We start from the raw sequence: 20597 nt of genomic DNA on the forward strand, positions 1-20597 counted from the left end.
CAGTTGTTGCTGGCTTGTGTGGATATTGGCTATCGCAGTGCCTGGAATGGTATAAGATTGGTTGGAAGCCTGGCCGCCCTCAGGCATTATCTTTACTAGCCATTAATAGGTCAGGAAAACCAGGAGCAACACTATGATTGGATACATCACGTTAGGGACAAATGATGTCCTAAACGGCGGCATCTTTTACGATCAGCTATTTGCCATTTTAGGTGCGAAAAGAGTATACGACCAGGCAAACTGCATTGCATGGGCAAAAGACGACGCGTCTGTCATATTTACCTTGCTGAACCCCGAAAATGGTCAACAGGCCACAGCCGGTAATGGCACCATGATCGCGTTTCAGGCAGCATCACAAGCACAGGTTGAATCGCTGTATTACAAAGCCCTGGAAATTGGCGCCTCCGATGAAGGCGCACCTGGTATTCGTTCCGGTGGTTTCTATTGTGCTTATATTCGGGATCTGGATGGCAATAAGCTCAACTTTCATTTCAATCCCAACGGGACTGAATAAAACCCGCTCAGGTAGCACTAAACAGCAAGCATTTGCAAAGGCCTGACTGCCAGTGTATTTCCAATCCCCCCGGTTTTACTGGTAACCAGGTTGTCACAGAATCCTACGACAATAGGCCGGTGTATTATTGAGTTTAATTTAGGAAAAGTAAGATGATTTTGCTTTGGTTGTTTCTGGGATTGTTGCTGGTAAGCCCACTTATTTTTATTACGCGAAAGCTGCGTGGTAAAAGGTTAGTTCATGTTATGGGAAGTAGCCTGGTGATTGCTGCGCTTATTTATATCGGTTTTGCAATTATCTGGGGGGATACTAAGTGGCTGGCAACCGAGTTTGTTGGGGTTCTTTTATATAGCGCTTTCTACTGGTTGGCTTTGCAGCGCGGACTCGTATGGCTGGCCATTGGCTGGTTACTGCATCCTGCCTGGGATGCTGCACTGCATTTATTTGGCCCGGGAGCACACATTGCGCCTGCCTGGTACGCTTGGGCGTGCATTTCATTTGATGTTGTACTGGCTGCTTATTTGCTGAAAAGAAGCCTGGAAAAACAGCCAATGGCGATCAATACATAGTTTTAGACAGGGCGCGACGATAAAACACCAGGCTCAGCAATAAAATCGCCATAGGCACCAGCATAGTGTAAAAGGCGGTTTGGCCGTCGAACAAATCGAAAACAGTACCGGTGACCAGGCTGCCAAAGGTACCGCCCAGAGCGGAGAAGATCACAATTAAGCCGGTCATACTGGCGTGTTGTGCTTTGGGCAGAGCGCTAAGTACCACTGAGTTAATCGCCGGGTAAATTGGGGCCATAAACAGGCCGATGAGAGGCAGCAACCAGGCGGCGAAAGGTACTGCCTGCCAGCTGGTTATCGCGGCGTCAGGGCGTTCCTGTAGTGTCAGTGGAATGGTCAGTAATAATAGTGCTGCCATGGCAATAACGCAGACCAGCAGAAACACAAACCAGTCAACTTTATTCAGAATAACGCCCGCTGAAAGGCGTCCCACAGCGAGTGAGGCAGCAAAAATGCTGGTGATCTGAACACTGATATTGTTACTCAGTCCCAACACGTCTTTGTTGAAGGTGGGCAACCAGGTGCCGAGTCCTTGTTCAATCAATACATAGAAGAAGGCGCAGCAAACAAACATGACGACGAAGGGTAACCACACCAGCGACAGCATGGCTTTAAAACTGTCAAAACTGGATTCTGTGGTGGTGACCTCCGGTGCCGGAAAGTCCGAGATAAGAACCACAAAAAGTGCAATGGCACAGAGTATTGCCACCAGCCAGTAGACATTGAGCCACTCCGGCGACGCTGGGTTATCAGGATTAATAAAAAAGCTGAATATCCAGTAACCGGACAATACACCCACCATAAAGCAGCCTTCCAGCAGGTTCATTTTCGCGGCGTGTTGGCGGGCGTCATCAGCGATCAGGCCGATACTGGAATAAACCGAAACCTTCACCAATGCGAAGCTGACCCCGACGGACAAAAACAACAACTTAGTCATCAGAAAGTTACCCACTAATGGCATGAGCACTGAACTGAGAGTGACAATAGTCAGGCCGGTAAGCAAGGCTCGTTTAAATCCGAAACGCGGCAACCAGGAGGCCAGTAAAAAGGAGACGATTGCGATGGGTAAATCTTTAAAGCCCTCAAGGGTACTGGCCTGAGTTTTAGAGACATTAAAGGATTCAATGGACTGCAGGATAACCGTGCCCACACTGTTGAGCAAAATGGCAAACACCACGTAGGTACAAATCAGACTCAAAAACACCAGATGTTTAGATTCAGTGGTGGTGGCTTTTACCATAGTTGCTTCTCCAGAAATCCCGCTTAATCATTACATGAGAATTTCTGAATTGCAATCGATTGCAATTGTTATTTTGATGTTAACGTTGAAAATTGCCCGGTTCAGCTACTACTGCGTTTTATCAATTGCGTATCCAGCAGGAAAGATTCCGCCGACTTACCCTCAAGGCGTTCAAATAACAGCTCTACTAATTTTTCGCCGCCTTTGCGGGTGTCCTGGCGAATGGTAGACAGGGACGGGGTCGTATAAGTCGATACTGAGATATCGTCATAGCCTACAAAAGCCACATCTTGCGGAATGTGCTTGCCCGCTTCGCTCAGGGCTTTCATCATGCCCAGGGCAATGGTGTCACTGGCCGCAACGATGGCATCGTAATGAAATTGCTCGTCCTGTAACAGCGATTGAGTGATGGCGTAAGCATCTGAGAAACTAAAGTGCACATCCAGATGGTGACTGTATTGTTTGCCGGCGTCGCGGATCGCTTGCTGGTAACCCTGGTAGCGCTGTGCGGTTTCATAGGACAAGTGTCCGGCAAAGCAGATATTTTTGCGCCCGGTTTGCAGCAAATGTTGGGTCGCCAGCAAGCCACCCTGGTAATTGTCTGTACCCACGGTAACGTAACCCGAATCGGGGGCCACTTGCCCCCAGACTATCGCCGGTAACTCAGGCTTGACCACTTCGGTGAAGTGGGCAATGTCGTCGCCCTGGCCAAATAAGATCACGCCGTCGGCTTTTTTCTGACTGACCAGCTCCGGCACCTTTTCCAGTGATTTTCCCGGATGGGAAGAGAGCAACAAATCATAATTGCGCTTGCTAAGCTCATCGGCAATGACACCCACCAGACTGAGTAAGAAAGGATCGCTGGCGGACTGGTCTTCTTCTGAACTCACAACCAGTACAACGGCGATGGTATAGGATTTTTGAGTACGTAAATTTCGGGCCAGCGTGTTAATTTTAAAACCCATATCCGCCGCGATTTGCTTTATGCGCTTACGGGTTTTCTCGCTGACCAGGTGGCTGTCATTTAGGGCTCTGGATACGGTAGATTCAGAAACGCCGGCGATGCGGGCGACATCCGTGAGGGTGCTGGCTTTTTTTGTCATTAATCCGGTGACCTGGTGAATACTAAAGACACAAACCTGTTTGCGCCCTGTGGACTGTAAAAGACTATATGTAACAACAATCCACTCAAAAATCCAACCGCCAATTAGCGCTGATGGCGCTTTTTATAAAAGGCACGGGATACACCATTAGTCCAGCCGAACCCCGTTTGCACCTGATATTCGCCACCTCCGGCAACGGTGCCCGGTTGAACTACGTCGTATTTTTCCAGCATACAGCCGTGCGTTGCCAGGCAGAGTTCGACATTGCCAAGCCAGGCGTCCATGATTTCATTGGCGAGAGTTTGCTCACCGTAATTTTCCATCGCAATCACCGAAAACCACTGCAGCGGAGCCCAGCCATTGGGGCTGTCCCATTGCTGTGGAGTACTGGTTAAGGTGGTGACCAGGCCACCAGAGTTCAGAAACTCGCCGCGCAGTTTGTTGGCTACCTGCCGGGCCTGATCTGTTGTTGCAATACCCACAAACAGTGGCAGCACACCGGCCAGTGAAAACACCTGTGATGCCCTGTCTTCTGCGATGGCATAATCCATATAGAAGCCCTGACTTTCCTGCCAGAACCAGCGCTGAATAGCTCTGGCGCGTTGTTGTGCCGCTTGTTTGTACTGGCTGGCTTTGTGTTCTTCGGCGAGTAACGTGCTGTAGTGGGCCAGGCTGGTTTCCAATTGCCACAACAAACAGTTCAAATCCACCGGAACTATGTCTGCGGTGCGAATTGTTTCCAGTTTATCCGGCTCTGCCAGCCATCGGGAACTGAAGTCCCATCCGGATTCACAGGCCGCGCGAATGTGGGTGTAGCAGCTGCTACGGACAGTTTCGGGGAGTGCCGATGCCAGTTCTAAATCTTCCCGCCAGGATTCGGGTCTGGGGCCGGTGTGCTCATCCCAATAGCGATTCAGCACAGCACCATCGGACATTAAAACGCAGCGGTGATTTTGCCGGTTCTGTGGAGAAAGGGCATCTGCACCCTGCATCCAGTACCGGTATTCCTGTTCCAGGCTGTCCACCGCTTTTGTCAGGAAGTCAGCTTGTTGCACTGCCGGTAGCTGTGTTTTATTGCTTAACAATAAATCCAGCAACAAGGCCATTATTGGAGGCTGGGTACGTCCCCGATAATAATCGCGATTGCCATTGGGGATACAACCATTGTCCTGTAACAGATACTGAAAATTAAGAAACATATCCAGTACCCATTGATGATGCCCGTCGTGGCATAAACCCAGAGCAGTAAAATAGGAATCCCAGTAGTAAATCTCCTGAAACCGTCCGCCTGGTATCACATAAGAGTGCGGCAATGGGATCAGGGTACTATGAGTTTGTGCATCCGGGTGGCGGTGCAATTTAGGCCACATAGCCTGAATATAATTCAGGGCATCTTGCTGTGTATCGGGCCGCAGGGTTTCGTTATTGGCGTGCGGCACTATAAAATGCTCGGCAACAAAATCCGCCAGTTTGAAATGCGCCGACCGGGATTGCTTAACCCAGTTATTTTCGATTTCAGCGAATGGTAATTTGGGGATGGCATCGGCAAACGTTTTACTGTCAGGAAACAATTCTGATGACTGCACCGCAGTGAACAACTCACTGTTTAAAAACGCGTTGGATGTATTTGTTTTTTCTAACATTTCCATAACAACTCTGGACGCCTTTTGCACTTGTGACCAGCCATTTATCTGCATGGCGTTTGGTCCGGTCGCCCGTATCCCCCTTTAAAATCATATCATCTTGATTGCAGTGTACTGCTAAAATCTTAAAATGCAATCGTTTGCAAAAAATACTTGCAATCGATTGCAATAGATCCTAGATTAACAATTAAGTAACATCTGGGAGCAGAGGATATACACACAATGAGCAACACACGACCCCACAATAATTTGTTAAATTTAAAACAGTCGGCACTGGCCGCTGCGGTTTCACTGGCGATGTTTAGCACAGTATCAGCACAGGAAGCCGAAACCCCTGATGACGGTGCCCAAAAACCGGATCTGTATGAACAGATCATCGTAACCGGTACTGCCAGCGGTAAAGCCGTGCGCAAGGTAGACAGTAGCTTTGCAACTACTTCACTAAGTGCCGAAGACATTAAAAAGCTGGTGCCTAAGTCCACCGCTGACGTATTTAAGGCTATTCCAGGTATCTGGGCGGAAAGCTCTGGCGGTGTATCAGGCGCTAATGTGTTTGTACGTGGCTTTCCAAGTACCGGTGATGCCCCCTTTCTGACTGTTCAGTTGCAGGGTGTACCCGTGTATCAGCCACCCACGCTGTCCTTTTTAGAGAATTCCACGCTGTTCCGTGTGGATGAAACCATTTCATTTATGGATGGCTTACGCGGTGGTCCAAACTCTGTGGTTTCCAATGGTCAGCCAGGTTTAACCACTAACTTTTTGTTAAAAGAAGGCAGCGATGCCACTGAGGGCTTACTCAAGTACACGACATCCAGTTACGATCTGCAACGCCTTGATGGGGTGTTGAGTGGTTCGTTAGCTGACGACTTCTACTATATGATTGGTGGTTATGTGCAACAGAGTTCCGGTATCCGCGATGCCGGTTTCAACTCTGAAAAAGGCCAACAGTTCACCATTAATCTGACCAAAGAGCTGGACAACGGCAAACTAAACTTCTTTACCCGCGTTACTGACGATCACGGTGCCTGGTATTTGCCTACACCGCTGGTGGATGGTGTGGATAACGAGTACACCCAACTGGGTACGTTAAACCGACAGGCGAGTATTCAGTACGGACCTGACGGCACCAGCGAAGCGTTTGATTTTGGCGAAGGCCGTGGCTGGGATGGCTCCATCACCGGTGGCTCGGTGAACCTGGAATTGGGCAATGGCTGGACCTTCGTTGACCGCTTTGCTTTCACCAAAGGCGATGCCGATACGTTAGGACTGGTACCCAATGGTACGCCTAAAACCATTGCGGAACTGGTGGCGATAGGCGAAGACAACGCAGAGCGTTATCAGGATGAGAATGGCAATCTGGTGCCTGTTACCGGCGCGGTCACAGGTACTGAGTATGCGGACAGCACCCTGATCCAACAAGTGGGCCGTTGGGTTGTACGCAAAGAAATCGAAGCCTTCACCAATGATCTGGCTTTAACCAAAGTCGGCGACAATTACGAAGCGTCTTTTGGTTTGTACGCATCTGACTTTTCTGCCAATGACTGGTGGTCTATCGGAAATCAGTCATATCATGTGATTGCTCAGGGCGGTGAAAACCTGACCGGTATCGTGTGTAATGATATGCAGGACAGCTGTGTCGATAACGGTGGCTGGAACTATGATATCAACAGCACCGGTGATGGTAAAACAACCGCCTTTTACGCTGCATTGGATTATCAATTTACCGAGCAGCTAAGCGCGGATGTCGGTATTCGCCGCGAAAATCACGAAATTGAGTATTCTGTAGACGAAGGTCTGGATGGTTCGATTGATAAAGTGGTGCAATACGATGAGTCAGATACCGCCTGGACTTTAGGGGTTAACTATCAGTTTGAGAACAGCAGTGGTGTTTTCCTGCGAGCCAGTGAAGGTTCAAAAATGCCCTATTTTGACGATTTTCGTGACAACTATGGTGCTTATGAAGCCGGCTCAAATTTGATATTTGACGTCAGTCAGTACGAGTTGGGGTATAAGTTGGCGAGAAATAACTATAATTTCTACGCAACAGCGTTCTTCAACGAAAGTGAATCATCGCAAACGCCTTTCCCCAGCGCCCCTTCACAACGCTTTTTTACCGAAGCTTATGGTGTTGAATTGGATGCGGTTTGGTTTAACGACAATGGTTTTTCTGTGACCCTGAATGCAACGTTACAGGAAACTGAGATCACTAAGAGTGATTCCAACCCGGAGCTGGTGGGCAATGAAGCGCAACGTCAACCCGGTTGGCAACTGCGCGCCACGCCAAGTTACGATTTTGAAATCGCTAACTACATGGCTTCCGTGTATGCCAACGTGATTCTGGTAGATGACCGTTTTGCCAACAATGAAAACACCGTTGTACTGGAAGGCTATGAGCAACTGGATCTGGGCTTTACCTTGCTCACAGAGGAAGGGCTTAAGTTTGAGTTGTCCATGCAAAATGTCACTGATGAGGACGCCCTGACCGAAGGTGATCCGCGTAACCCGACGGCACCTAATGGGCGTTATATTATGCCCAGATCTGCCACCTTCAGTGTCAGCTACGAGTTCTATTAAGCTATCCAGGCCGGATATCAGTCCGGCCTCATTGTTGTACGCAAGATTTACAGGTTAGTTTCTGCTCTGGTTTGGGTGTTTTGTTCCACAGCCTTGTTGTTGCTGAAATAAAATTACCGGGCTCAGAGTTGAATTATAACCCGAATGTTAAATTGATTTGTTTCATGTTCGATACCAGCTCCGATAAGCATTTGCTCGCTCAGCGCTTTCTCAGCGAGGTTAATTCGCGGCGCGTGAATGAAGTAATACTGGTGGTCTTACAAACTTCACGCAACAAAGAAGTAACCCGCTGAGGGAGCGTCTTCGATGGGTTTGAAACGCATCCATACGGTGTTGGATGTTCTCGATTTAACCCACTAGACCTTTGAACATCCGCCTTGTCTGAATGCGTTTCAATTCCCACTGAGTAGGGCAAATGCTTATTGGAGTTGGTATAAATGCCCCTTTGCCCCGTCTCTATTGAGTTTGGGGCTTTTTTATTTGTCATTTTGGACTACGCTTAAATGAGTGACATTTGACAACTGACTGATATGAAAATCGACCCGGCACACCTGATCTCTCCGGAGTACCTGGTGTCGGATTTAATCGACATTCCAAGGCTCACCAAGTTACTGGAGTTATATTCTTCAGCGACGGGGATGGTGACGGCGTTGTTAGACCTCGATGGCAATGTGCTAATCGCCACCAACTGGCAAGACTCCTGTACCAAATTTCACCGTCAAAATACCCGTACCTGCGCCAATTGTCTGGAAAGTGATACTGCCCTTGCTGGCCAGTTAGCAGAGGGTCATAAATACAATGTGTACGAATGCAAAAATGGCCTGGTGGATGTGGCGACCCCCGTTGTCATTGAAAATCAACATGTTGCCAATTTGTTTACCGGACAGTTTTTTTTCGAAAAACCCGATTTAGCTACTTTCAGAGAGCGGGCCAGACAGGTAGGGTTTGATGAAGACAGCTACGTCGAAGCGATTGCGCGGGTACCGGTTTATTCAAAAACAGAAATTGAAAGTCATTTTACTTTTTTAGCCACCCTGGCAGAAATGATTGCTGAGTTGGGTATCGCGAATAAAAAAATCAGTCAAATGAACAAAAAGGTGGTCAGGCAAAACGAGTTATTGGCCAGTTCCTTCAATGATTTTATTGCAGTGGCACCCTTAGGTGTCGCAAAAAGTAATGCCAACACCGGGCGAATAGTATTGGCAAACAGTGCTTTTACTGAATTGGTTGCGCTGGACATAGATAAACTGACGGAATACAGCCTGATCGACTTTATTGCTTTTGGTGCTGAAACCCTGACGCGTACTGTTGAGGCGTTGCAAAATTCAGAAACTTTCGGACCCGTCGAAGTGAGGTTGAAAACCCGGGGAGGCACCGGCATAACGGCGTTATTGCACGGTGTTAAAACGGTAGAAGTTACCGGAGCCGCCTGCATCTGGACCATTGTACAAGATATAACATTGAGTAAATTGCACGAAATGAAACTCAATGCCGCTAAAAAACGCGCCGAACAGGCCAATATTTCCAAAAGCGCCTTTCTGGCGAACATGAGTCACGAAATCCGCACTCCCATGAATGGCGTTCTGGGTGCCTTACAGTTACTGGAGCGCAATGTTACAGATGATAGTGACAGAGATCTGATCGATAAATCCCTGTATTCAGCCCGAACCTTGCTGACCATCATTAACGATATTCTGGATTATTCAAAGATAGAAGCCGGTAAACTGGAACTGGAAAACGTGCCGATTTCTATAAAACAAATTGTGGAATCCATCAGCTCAGATTTGTATCCCGTTACCCAAAGTAAACTGCTGGAACTGCATATCAAAATTGCCGGGGGGTTTACCGACAACTGGCGGGGTGATCCAGTGCGCATCCGGCAAATTCTGTTAAACCTGGCCTCCAATGCGGTTAAGTTCACGAGCAAAGGGAAAGTGGAAATTCTCGCCAGTCAGGTGCAAATGGGTCCTCGTACAGTGCTGGAGTTTATGGTGAAAGACACCGGGATTGGCATGGACCAAAATGGCATCAAAGCCCTGTTTGAACGCTTTGAACAGGCCGATTCTACCACCACGCGCAGTTTTGGGGGCGCCGGACTTGGTATGGCGATCGCAAAGAATCTTATTGATTTAATGGGCGGGCAAATATACGTCACCAGTGAGCAGGGAAAAGGATCTGAATTCAGAGTTATGCTGCCTCTGGAACAAGGCGGCGATGAAATTAAAGTAGCATCAGGTCGCTATCAGGGAAAGGCACCAATTCTGAAAGGAAAAACCATTGTCATCGCCGAGGACAATGAAATCAATCAGAGTATCGTGGCCAGAATGCTTGAAGAAACTCAGGCTGAGTTGGTGTTTGCCAATGATGGTGTTGAAGCTATCGAAGCCTTTCAACGCTGTTCACCCCATCTTATTCTCATGGATATACAAATGCCTAATCTGGATGGCATTGCCGCCTGCAGACGGATCAAAGGCCTGGACCCAGATACTAAAATCGTGGCACTGACGGCAAATGTCATGAAAGATGACCTCAGGCGTTATCAACAGGAAGGGTTTACCGAACATATAGGGAAACCTATCGATATGTCTGTTTTGTATCAAACATTAGCGCGTTTATTGATAGACTGAGGTGGAACGGTCTGGCCTGGTAGTGCGCATTCCCGTTAAATAAATGTTCGGTCCTGCGATGATGGTCACTATCCGATTTGAAATTTTTACACTAAAAAAGGAAAAATAATGGGTTACGTTGATGGTTATGTGTTGGCTGTGCCTACCAAAAACAAACAGGCATACATGGAATTGGCACAGCTCAGTGCCAGGGTGTTTAAAGATTACGGCGCCCTTCAGGTGGTGGAAAGCTGGGGTGATGACGTTCCCGAGGGACAGCTCACCTCGTTTCCCATGGCTGTGCAATGCCAGCAGGATGAAACAGTGGTGTTTTCCTGGGTAACCTGGCCGTCAAAGGCAGTGCGAGACAGCGGCATGAAAAAGGCCATGGAAGATCCCCGTATGAATGACTGGGATCCGCAGGCTATGCCCTTTGACGGAAAACGCATGATATTCGGCGGATTTACCATGATCGTCGAAGACTAAAAACATCGGTTGCTGCGGAAAACCATTGCCGTTTTCCGGCAACTGACACCTGCCATTTGCCTGTTTCTATCCCGATTGTTTTCTTTACCCTATCTTTACACCTATCTCTTTGAATTCTATAAATATTTTAATTTCATGATTGGTCTGTCATTTGCAAAATCTTTGACGCGAATACTCGCAAGTTAGGAGAAAAATGATGACTTCAATTACAGGCGCTTCAGGGGTTGATCCTCAAGCCATGATGCAAAAAATGCAGGAAAAACTGCAGCAAGCTGACACCGATAATAATGGCGCTTTGTCAAAGGCCGAATTAACGGAGTCAATGGAAGAAGTGGGACATACACCATCCAATATGGATAAGATGTTTGAGCGCATGGACGCCGACGGAGATGGTGAGTTGTCGCAGGAAGAGCAACTGGCAGCACAAGAAAAAATGCAACAACGCCTGGCGCAGTTTCAGTCAATGGGCGCAGGCAGTGGGTTAACGGGGATGGGCTACCAACAAAACAGTGCTTTTCAAAATCTGCTGGACTCTCTGGATACTGATAGTGACGAAGATCAGGATCTCAAAGCCGCTATTGAACAGGTGCAAAATGGTAATGGCTTGGCTGATCAGCAGCCCTGGCAAATTCTTAACGAGAAAATGCCTCCCATCAATACTTATGCCTGAGTAAAGTAAAACGCAGGAAACACTCGTAGGTGAGTTTTTCCTGCGTTTTGAGCTTCAAATACCCGGCTTCAGGCACTCTGCCAGGCCGCTTTCAGCCATCTGATTAGCTCATCGTCAATCTGTTTGCTGTCAGTTATTCTGACTCTGTGGCTTACCATGGCATTAAAACTACCGGCGTTTTCCAGACGCTCAGTGGCTGCAGTGCCTTTGAGATTTATTCCCAGATCCAGTCGGGTTTTAGTGGAAGGCTGGATCAGGGCAAACTGCTTATTCCGTCGCAAGCTGACATAGGCTTTTTTCGGCGCAATTTCCAAATCCGCAGCAAAGCTCTGAATGGCACTAATGAGCGCCTCGTAAATAGGCAATAAGCCTTCTTTACCGCCGCTGTACTGTTGCGCCACCAGATCAGGCTCATCAGCTTTGTCCTGATTGAGGTATTCGTGAGCGATCAGGTTAGCAAAACCATGTGTTATCTGATGTTCGGTTTTCAGGTAGCCGACAATCTTACCGTGTTTGTCCAGTTGTTGTGTGGCGATGATCCCTAACCATTCAGCTAACGGCTTACCGGTTTTTTCCGGCAGATTTTGCAACATGCTCAGTGATTGTTGTTCTGGGCTGGCCATTAGTGTTGCTCCTTTTTATGTAGCTCGGTAATCTTGTCGAAACTCCAGTTTTCACTGAGTGCTACTTTCGGGGTAAAGCCTTGAGTTAGCTTGATAATAAGCAGAATCATACGGCCTGAGAAAGTCGGTTTTCCGGTTTCCACCAGAGATTTGAGGTTTTCGCAAATGAACTTGTTGCCGTCCTGCATGGTTTTTTCGGTTTTGGAAACCTCTGCCACATCGGGATTTTCTGAGATTAAGGTAAATTCAGTACCGCCATTGACCTCTTTGAGATCGTAAGTCACCTTGCTGAAGGCATCATCCATAGTGGTAAATTTGAATGTGTGAGCATAGCGATAGGGCGGGTCGAATTCGGTAACCTCGCCAATAACACTGGTGTATTTGCCATCCGGTGTGCGCATCGCCATAGGCGCACCGGGCGCCAGTCCCGGGGTGTCACACTGACTGTTAAAGAAAAATAACCTGGGGCTGTCGGTATTGACAATTTCAGACCACACTTTGTCTATACTGGCGTTGATAAAGACTTTGTACATCGATTGACGCATTTTACCGGGTTTGGGCGTGGAATCGGTCATTTTTGCTCTCGCTTTTTGTCAGGTTGGGCTTGCTTTTGCTCTGCCATAAATTTGATGTCCAGCATTCTGCCAGCCCAGAGGGCGCTGTATTCTGTGGTCCATCGGCTATGTATCATCTGAATAGGCACAACGTTGATATACAGGTGCTTGTCTCTGCCGCGTTTGTCTGTGATCAGTAAATCCGCCTTTTCCAGCACGGTCAGATGTTTCATCACGGCGATCCGGGTGACATCAAATTCCTTACAGACATCTTTTACCAGACAACCCGGATGTTCCTTGATGAAATCCAGAAGCTTGCGACGTTTCTCATTGGCCAGAGCCTGAAACACCGCATCCATTGATTCGGGCGACATACTACATCCTGTTTTCACTAATAGGTAACTTATAGGTTACCTTTTTAAGTAGATCAAGTTTTATCTGCAAAAACCGTACTTTTTATTACTGACTGATATTACAGGTTGTCGATATCCAGCCAGAGTCTGGCATCGTTAACCGGAGTGTCGGGGGACATATTGGGGTTTGCGAGGCGATGCACCATGCGTTGTCCCAATGCAGAACGGGACAGGGTTTCTTTGATCACCGGATGGTTGTAAAACAGCGCATCATAGCTGCCATCTTCAATGGCGTTCATCAGTCCCTGATACAATTGCAGGCCTAAGACCTGATTGTCTTTGGCAACAAAAAAGTAGAGCGCAAAGGGGTATATCAACAGGTGTTTTTGCTCAACGGTTAAATTGAGTTCCTGGCGACTGCTCACTTCAGACCAGGGCTCGTGCAATGCTCTGGGGAAAAAGTCAAAACGCCCGCCCTCGAGCATATGAAACAGACTTTCGTACTTTACCGGGTCGACCACCGTCATACGGGCGTTTTTTAACACTTTGGTATCTCCCCAAAACTTGCCTTGCCCCAGCGGAATTTGTTGCAGCTGTGCGAAACTGCTTATCTGACTAAAACGTTGTTGTTCTCCGGTGCGAATAATAAAGATTCGATGTCCCAACATTCCTTTGAGAATCGGAATACGGATGGGGTACAGACTGTGTTCATAATCTGCGGTGGTGCCGGTCCAGATAACGTCTAACTGACCGTCATGTAGCATCTGAATTTTGCGCGCTTCGTTGATATTCAGACGTTTCGCTGTGAACTGCAGTGTTTCTGTGTGTGGACTTCGCTCAAACCCTAACTTCATCAGTTCCACAATGAGTGCTTCCGTAGGATTATCGGTAATGCTGTAGGTTATGCTTTGCTGGGCCTGCAGTGGTAGGCAAAACAATAAGCCACTACTGAATATTAACCGCATCAGATTGATCTGCAGCGCCTTAACCATACCGCTCACGGTGATGTGACTGAGTGAATCCATAGGTCGATCCGAAAGCATTGCGTAACGTTAAATTACAATGAAATGCAATCGATTGCAATAAGCGCTGCGGTACGATAATCCGCTCTGTTTTTGCAATCCCCGGCACCTGAACTAGATTTAACAGTGTAATACCAACCCCTGTTGGTACCGTGAGCGAGGGATTGAATATTGATTGACGGAATATTATTTGTTGTCCCCACGATAATGGCTCTTTTTACAGCGTCATTGCTGTATTTCATTAGTCGGACAGCAAAAAAGTTCGATAACATCTACGATGAACAACCCGCTATCTGGTGGGCCACCGGATTCCTGTTGCTCGGCAGTGCCTGGTTGCAGGCCGCTATCCTTGCATACAATGGTCAGTTACCAGGGAAAAATCTGACCTTTTTCAACAACCTGATTTACAGCGCGCCCACTTACCTGTGGCCCTTTGGGGTATGGTTGCGCAACCGCATGACGTTTGCCTGGCAATGGTTTTTATCCCTGATTGCCATTCAGATAATTTTCTTATTCAGTTTTACTTTTGTGGACAATAACTACAGTTTGCGTTCCATCACCATGCATGGTTTTAGTGCTCTCATGGCGATGATGACCGTAGTCTGTGTTCTGCGTTACAGCAAAACACGCTACGGTGACCGGTTGCTTATTTTGGGATTTCTGGTTTACGCATTGCACAATTTCGTTACCGTGGCGGTGTTTATTACCGACCCTTCCACCAGTCTGTTTAATGGCGCAGGCGGCAGTGCTGAATTACTGGTGCTTTTGGCACCGCTGGCTTACGTGCTGTTAGGCGTGTGCTTTTTTGGGGTGATGCTACTGGATGTGATCGAAGAGCTGTCAGAAAAATCCCGTCACGATTATCTGACAGGTCTGTACAACCGGTTTGGCTTTGAGCAGGCCTATGAAACTACATTGGAAAAATCCGCCAGAGTAGATACCAAAGGACTGGTACTGGTGATGGTGGACTTAAATAAGTTTAAAGCCATTAATGATAAACACGGCCACAGCATTGGCGACAGGGCACTGACCTGGTTTAGCCACTTGCTGAACACCAGTTGCCGAAAATCCGATATTGTCGGGCGTATTGGCGGTGATGAGTTTGTGATCCTGATGTGGGATTGTGAGCCGGAACAGTGTCGGGAGTTTTTGCAGCGTTTTGATAAGCGCTGTGCTGCTTCCCCCGTGCCTGGCCTGTCTTACCCTTTATTTGTCAGCGCATCCTATGGAATATGTGACGTTACGGCCAATCAGGGACTGGATGAGATTATTGCCTGTGCCGATAAAAGCCTGTACGCCGCCAAAAAGCGACAGTCGATGCTGTCGCTTTAAACTTGCCCCAATAGCTGACCTTTAAACCAAACCTGGCTGGGTTTGTGCAATCCGGCGAAATAGCACAGTTCTCTTGGGTGACCAATATCCCACAGGGTCAGATCCGCCTGCTTACCAACACTAATCGTCCCAATTTTGTCCTGCAGACCCAGCGCGCCGGCGGCGTGTTTAGTGACGCCTAACAAGGCTTCTTCCGGAGTGAGTCGGAAAAAAGTACAGGCCATATTCAGCATCAGCGGCAATGACGCAATGGGGGATGAGCCAGGATTAAAATCGGTAGCGATTGCTATTGGCACCTTGTGTTGGCGCAATAATTCAATGGGCGGGCATTGTGTTTCTCTGAGGAAATAAAATGCACCCGGTAACAGTGTGGCTACCGTACCACTTTGCGCAATGGCGGCAACGCCTTGTTCATCCAGATATTCAATGTGATCCACAGAAAGCGCCTTTAAACCGGCAGCCATTTCACTGCCACCCAAATTACTCAGTTGCTCCACATGGGCTTTCACTTTCAAACCCAGAGATTGAGCTTTAAACAACACTTTGTGGCTCTGACCGAGATTAAAACCAATACCTTCACAAAACACATCAGCGGCGTCAGCCAGATTTTCCTGGGCTACTTTGGGTAACATGTCATTGCACACCAAATCAATGTAACCATCACTGTTGTCTTTAAACTCCGGGGGCAGGGCGTGCGCCCCTAAAAACGTGGCCTGAATATTGGCCTGGCTGTTTTCTTTTAGTTTCCTGGCTACTCGTAGCATCTTTAATTCGCTTTCGGTATTCAGACCATAACCCGATTTGATCTCAATGGTGGTAACCCCCTGCTGCTGCATCGCCTGCAGGCGCTTTTGGGCAAGCTGGTAGAGGTGATCAAAATCAGCGTCACGGGTAGCGCCCACCGTGTTCATTATGCCACCACCGGCACGGGCAATTTCCTCATAGGAGACGCCCTGCAAGCGTTTTTCAAATTCATCTGCGCGATCGCCACCAAATACCAGGTGGGTGTGACAGTCTATCAGTCCGGGCAGCAACCATTGGCCGTGACAGTCAACTTTTTCCAGTTGTTGATACGGCTTCGGCAACTCCTTCATCGGTCCTTGCCAGCAAATTTTGCCACTGCTGATCACTACCGCAGCCTCATAAATGAGCTGCTCATCGGCAATACCGTTTTCCAAACTGGCCAGATTAAGGTTGTGCAATACCTTGTCTTGCTCAGAATTGATTTCGGAAGTTATTGAATTCATTCAGGTTGCCCCAGGTTGCTGAGTTTTCGAGTGACATTTTGCGAAATTTTACTTGTATATACAAGTTTGCTGTGTCACTTTATTAAACGATGACCGTCAGTAAATATCTACAGATAAAGCAGCATCTGCTGCGCAATATCGAATCGGGCCACTGGCCTGAGTATAGTCCTGTGCCCTCAGAAAATATGCTGGCAGCAGAATTTAATGTCAGTCGAATGACTGCCAGACGCGCTTTGCAGGAGTTGTCTGATCAGGGCGTTATCGTGCGTAACCAGGGTGCCGCTTCTTATGTGGCCAGCTTAAAAAGTCAGTCTTCTATGCTGGCTATTCGCAATATTGCCGATGAGATTCTGGATCGTGGACATCAGCACAAAGCGCAATGTTTGCAGCTGCACACTGTGCCGGCCACACCGAATGTTGCCGCTAATCTTGGCCTTTCCAGCGGTGCTGATGTGTATCGCAGTCTGGTGTTGCACTGGGAGAATCAACAGATCTTGCAACTGGAAGAGCGCTTCGTGAATCCCAAAGTAGCGCCGGATTATTTGCAGCAAGACTTCGAACATCAGACCACCCACGATTATCTGACCCAAATTTTACCTCTGACTGAGGCCGAGCATTTGGTAGAAGCCATAGTGCCGGATGCTGAGTTACAGAAACTATTAGCTATTCAGGAAGGAACCGCCTGTTTACGCGTAACTCGTCGAACCTGGTCTAAAAAGGCCTCGGTGAGCTACGCCATATTGACCCATCCCGGCGACCGCTATCGGTTAGGAAGTCACCTGACCTTTGGTTGATTCGGGTAACAGACATAACAAAGGTGATTAAAATGAACAATCGTCATGACCCTACAAGAGTGATCCGCGCCCCCAAAGGCACAGAGTTAAGCTGCAAAAGCTGGTTAACCGAAGCGGCAATGCGCATGTTGATGAACAACCTGGATCCGGAGGTGGCAGAACGCCCTGAAGATCTGGTGGTTTACGGTGGCATTGGTCGTGCCGCGCGAAACTGGGAATGCTTTGATAAAATCGTAGAAGTGTTACAGCGCCTGGAAGACGACGAATCCCTGGTGGTGCAATCAGGTAAGCCTGTAGGGGTATTCAAAACCCACAGTAATGCCCCGCGTGTACTGATCGCCAACTCTAACCTGGTACCCCATTGGGCCAACTGGGAACATTTTAATCAGTTGGATAAAGAAGGTCTGATGATGTACGGCCAGATGACAGCGGGCAGTTGGATCTACATCGGCAGTCAGGGCATAGTGCAGGGCACCTACGAAACTTTTGGTGCAGTTGCCCGTAAACACTTCAACGGCGAAGCCAAAGGTAAGTGGGTGCTTACTGGTGGTTTAGGTGGCATGGGTGGCGCTCAGCCATTAGCCGCGACTATGGCCGGGTTTTCTATGATCGCGGTAGAGTGTGACGAAACCCGAATCGATTTCCGTTTGCGTACCCGTTATGTAGACAAAAAGGCCACCTCACTGGATGAAGCCTTAGACATTATCAACAATGCTGATACCCCGGTTTCAGTGGGGTTATTAGGTAACGCGGCCGATGTATTTGCAGAGCTGGTGGACAGAGGTATTACCCCGGATGTGGTCACTGACCAGACTTCGGCTCACGATCCGCTAAACGGCTATTTGCCGCAAAACTGGACGATGGAACAGGCCGCTGAAATGCGCCAGAAAGACGAAGCGGCGGTAGTCAAAGCGGCCAAGCAATCCATGGCGGTTCAGGTACAGGCCATGCTGACCCTGCAGGAGCGTGGTGCAGCAACTCTGGATTACGGCAATAACATCCGCCAAATGGCATTGGATGAAGGGGTGGAAAACGCCTTTGATTTCCCTGGCTTTGTACCGGCTTATATCCGTCCGCTATTTTGTGAAGGCATTGGGCCTTTCCGCTGGGCTGCACTGAGTGGTGATCCAGAAGATATCTATAAAACCGATGCCAAAGTAAAAGAGCTTATCCCGGATAATCCGCATCTGCACAACTGGCTGGATATGGCCAGAGAGCGCATTCAGTTCCAGGGCTTACCGGCCCGTATTTGCTGGATTGGCCTGAAAGATCGCGCCCGCATTGCAAACGCCTTTAATGAAATGGTGAAAAACGGTGAATTAAGTGCGCCTGTGGTCATTGGTCGTGACCATCTGGACTCAGGTTCAGTGGCCAGTCCTAACCGCGAAACCGAATCCATGCTGGATGGCTCAGACGCTGTGTCCGATTGGCCTCTGCTCAATGCGCTTTTGAGCACTGCTGGTGGTGCTACATGGGTGAGTTTGCACCACGGTGGTGGTGTGGGCATGGGCTTTTCACAACATTCCGGTGTTGTCATTGTTTGTGATGGTAGCGAAGAAGCCGGTGAGCGAGTGCGCCGCGTATTGTGGAATGATCCAGCTACGGGCGTGATGCGCCATGCAGACGCTGGCTACGATATCGCCATCAATTGTGCCAAAGAAAATGGTCTGGATTTGCCTATGTTGTCCACCGGTAATAAATAAGGAATAGCCATGAACGAATTAATGATTCAACCCGGCAGTTTGTCATTGGCACAACTGCGTGATGTGGTACGCAACCCTGTTAAACTGAGTCTGGAGCCTTCGGTACAGGAGGCGATTACAGCGTCTTCCGATCAGGTGAACAAAGTACTGGCATCAGGTCAGGTGGTGTACGGTATTAATACCGGGTTTGGTTTACTAGCCAACACGCGTATCAAACCGGAGGAACTGGAGCTTCTGCAAAAATCTATAGTCTTGTCCCATGCGGCAGGTACCGGTGAGTTAATGCAGGATTCCACAGTACGTCTGATGATGACCCTGAAAATCAATGCCCTGGCTCGGGGCTTTTCGGGGATTCGCCTGAAAGTGATTGAAATGCTAATGGCGTTGGTTAGTGCTGAAGTCTATCCCTGTGTACCGAAAAAAGGTTCTGTAGGTGCCAGTGGTGACTTAGCGCCGTTAGCCCATATGAGTATGCCGTTAATTGGTGAAGGTCATGTGCGCTACAAAGGTGAAATCATCTCTGGTGAAGAAGGACTGAAAATTGCTGGCCTGGAAGCGGTTAATCTGGCTCCTAAAGAAGGCCTGGCCTTACTGAACGGTACCCAGGCTTCTACCGCGCTGGCGCTGGAAGGCTTATTCCATGCAGAGAACCTGTTTAACGCTGCCATCGTTGCCGGTGCCATGAGCGTCGAAGCTGCCGTGGGGAGTCGCGTACCTTTTGATGCCCGCATCCACGAGGCGCGTGGTCAAAAAGGGCAGATCCGCGTAGCTGAGATGTTCCGTGCGTTGCTGACAGAGACTTCTGAAATCGGTGAGTCTCATCTGGAATGCGACAAAGTACAGGATCCTTATTCTCTGCGTTGTCAGCCGCAAGTGATGGGTGCCTGCTGGGATCAGATGCAACATGCTGCGAATATTCTGGCCACCGAAGCCAACGGCGTTACCGATAACCCCCTGGTATTTAACGAAGATATTATCTCCGGTGGTAACTTCCACGCAGAGCCTGTGGCGTTCGCGGCGGATAACCTGGCGTTGGTGATAGCTGAAATTGGTGCTTTGTCTGAACGTCGTACTGCATTGTTGATTGATAAAAACCTCAGTGGTTTGCCCCCGTTTCTGGTCAATAACGGCGGCGTTAACTCCGGATTTATGTTGGCGCAGGTGACAGCGGCAGCGCTGGCCTCTGAAAACAAAACCCTGGCGCACCCGGCTTCTGTGGATAGCTTACCCACTTCAGCCAATCAGGAGGACCATGTGTCTATGGCTACTTTTGCAGCCCGTCGTCTGATGGATATGGCAGAAAACAGCCGTGGTATCGTTGCTGTGGAGTTGTTGGCGGCGGCGCAGGGTATTGACTTCCGACGCCCTCACAAAACCTCAGAAAAACTGGAAATGGCTTACGCCATAGTGCGGGCCCAGGTGCCATTTTACGACCACGACCGCTATTTCTCGCCGGATATCGCCAAAGCGCAGGACATCATTCAGTCGGGTGGCTTCAACGGGTTAATCCGTTAATCTGCGAGTGTGCTGAAACAGGGCTGTGATTGTCGCAATCATGGCCTTT

At 48.6% G+C, this 20597-nt stretch carries 18 protein-coding genes; 10 read left to right on the forward strand and 8 right to left on the reverse strand.

All coding sequences use genetic code 11. From position 1 onward, the window contains the following. Positions 1-133 precede the first annotated feature (133 nt). Complete coding sequence (locus LJ740_RS19610) at positions 134-514, forward strand: VOC family protein (protein ID WP_229530830.1); 381 nt, start codon at positions 134-136, stop codon at positions 512-514. 152 nt (positions 515-666) lie between these two features. Beyond that, entirely contained in the window at positions 667-1083 is a 417-nt protein-coding gene (locus LJ740_RS19615; RefSeq protein WP_229530831.1) for a DUF6010 family protein, read from the forward strand. Here LJ740_RS19615 and LJ740_RS19620 read toward each other — a convergent pair. The 3 genes from LJ740_RS19620 to LJ740_RS19630 form a co-directional block, all read right to left on the reverse strand. Beyond that, positions 1073-2323: an MFS transporter gene (locus LJ740_RS19620; protein ID WP_229530832.1), complete on the reverse strand. Its 1251-nt coding sequence runs from the start codon at positions 2321-2323 to the stop codon at positions 1073-1075. The genes LJ740_RS19615 and LJ740_RS19620 overlap by 11 nt on opposite strands. A gap of 101 nt (positions 2324-2424) precedes the next feature. After that, positions 2425-3426 carry a LacI family DNA-binding transcriptional regulator gene (locus tag LJ740_RS19625; protein WP_229530833.1) on the reverse strand — a complete coding sequence of 334 codons (1002 nt, stop codon included), beginning with the start codon at positions 3424-3426 and terminating at the stop codon, positions 2425-2427. A 104-nt stretch (positions 3427-3530) separates the two neighbouring features. Next, positions 3531-5075, reverse strand: coding sequence for a trehalase family glycosidase (locus tag LJ740_RS19630; RefSeq protein ID WP_229530834.1), 1545 nt, complete (start codon positions 5073-5075; stop codon positions 3531-3533). 216 nt (positions 5076-5291) lie between these two features. Between LJ740_RS19630 and LJ740_RS19635 the strand changes: the two genes are divergently transcribed. From LJ740_RS19635 to LJ740_RS19650, 4 genes are all read left to right on the forward strand, one after another. Further along, positions 5292-7643, forward strand: coding sequence for a TonB-dependent receptor (locus LJ740_RS19635; protein ID WP_229530835.1), 2352 nt, complete (start codon positions 5292-5294; stop codon positions 7641-7643). Between the two features lie 530 nt (positions 7644-8173). Beyond that, the gene (locus LJ740_RS19640; protein WP_229530836.1) at positions 8174-10270 is read left to right on the forward strand and encodes a PocR ligand-binding domain-containing protein; all 2097 of its coding nucleotides are present in this window, start codon (positions 8174-8176) and stop codon (positions 10268-10270) included. Positions 10271-10378: 108 nt separating this feature from the next. Next, complete coding sequence (locus tag LJ740_RS19645; protein ID WP_229530837.1) at positions 10379-10735, forward strand: DUF1428 domain-containing protein; 357 nt, start codon at positions 10379-10381, stop codon at positions 10733-10735. Positions 10736-10931: 196 nt separating this feature from the next. Beyond that, positions 10932-11405: an EF-hand domain-containing protein gene (locus LJ740_RS19650; RefSeq protein ID WP_229530838.1), complete on the forward strand. Its 474-nt coding sequence runs from the start codon at positions 10932-10934 to the stop codon at positions 11403-11405. A 68-nt stretch (positions 11406-11473) separates the two neighbouring features. Here LJ740_RS19650 and LJ740_RS19655 read toward each other — a convergent pair whose 3' ends face one another. The 4 genes from LJ740_RS19655 to LJ740_RS19670 all read right to left on the reverse strand — a co-directional run bounded on the left by LJ740_RS19655 (position 11474) and on the right by LJ740_RS19670 (position 13960). Beyond that, the gene (locus LJ740_RS19655) at positions 11474-12028 is read right to left on the reverse strand and encodes a DUF4287 domain-containing protein (protein ID WP_229530839.1); all 555 of its coding nucleotides are present in this window, start codon (positions 12026-12028) and stop codon (positions 11474-11476) included. Beyond that, entirely contained in the window at positions 12028-12603 is a 576-nt protein-coding gene (locus LJ740_RS19660) for an SRPBCC domain-containing protein (protein WP_229530840.1), read from the reverse strand. Before LJ740_RS19660 ends, LJ740_RS19655 begins: the two co-directional genes overlap by 1 nt. Further along, positions 12600-12956, reverse strand: coding sequence for an ArsR/SmtB family transcription factor (locus LJ740_RS19665; protein ID WP_229530841.1), 357 nt, complete (start codon positions 12954-12956; stop codon positions 12600-12602). Before LJ740_RS19665 ends, LJ740_RS19660 begins: the two co-directional genes overlap by 4 nt. Before the next feature lie 98 nt (positions 12957-13054). Continuing rightward, positions 13055-13960: a diguanylate cyclase gene (locus LJ740_RS19670; RefSeq protein ID WP_229530842.1), complete on the reverse strand. Its 906-nt coding sequence runs from the start codon at positions 13958-13960 to the stop codon at positions 13055-13057. Between the two features lie 168 nt (positions 13961-14128). Here LJ740_RS19670 and LJ740_RS19675 point away from each other — a divergent pair, with 168 nt between their 5' ends. Next, positions 14129-15289, forward strand: a complete 1161-nt coding sequence (locus LJ740_RS19675; protein ID WP_229530843.1) for a GGDEF domain-containing protein — start codon at positions 14129-14131, stop codon at positions 15287-15289. Here LJ740_RS19675 and hutI read toward each other — a convergent pair. Further along, positions 15286-16536: an imidazolonepropionase gene (gene hutI, locus LJ740_RS19680; RefSeq protein ID WP_229530844.1), complete on the reverse strand. Its 1251-nt coding sequence runs from the start codon at positions 16534-16536 to the stop codon at positions 15286-15288. The two genes, LJ740_RS19675 and hutI, sit on opposite strands and share 4 nt — an antisense overlap. Positions 16537-16625: 89 nt before the next feature. On the opposite strand from hutI, the gene hutC reads away from it, so the two are divergent. The 3 genes from hutC to hutH are packed head-to-tail and all read left to right on the forward strand — an operon-like array spanning position 16626 to position 20548. Beyond that, positions 16626-17330 carry a histidine utilization repressor gene (gene hutC, locus LJ740_RS19685; RefSeq protein WP_229530845.1) on the forward strand — a complete coding sequence of 235 codons (705 nt, stop codon included), beginning with the start codon at positions 16626-16628 and terminating at the stop codon, positions 17328-17330. A gap of 32 nt (positions 17331-17362) precedes the next feature. Further along, entirely contained in the window at positions 17363-19033 is a 1671-nt protein-coding gene (hutU, locus tag LJ740_RS19690) for a urocanate hydratase (protein WP_229530846.1), read from the forward strand. A gap of 9 nt (positions 19034-19042) precedes the next feature. Continuing rightward, on the forward strand, positions 19043-20548 hold the full coding sequence (gene hutH, locus LJ740_RS19695) for a histidine ammonia-lyase (protein ID WP_229530847.1): 1506 nt from the start codon (positions 19043-19045) through the stop codon (positions 20546-20548). Positions 20549-20597: the final 49 nt, after the last annotated feature.

The organism is Planctobacterium marinum, assembly GCF_020687805.1.
Lineage (GTDB): Bacteria > Pseudomonadota > Gammaproteobacteria > Enterobacterales > Alteromonadaceae > Planctobacterium > Planctobacterium marinum.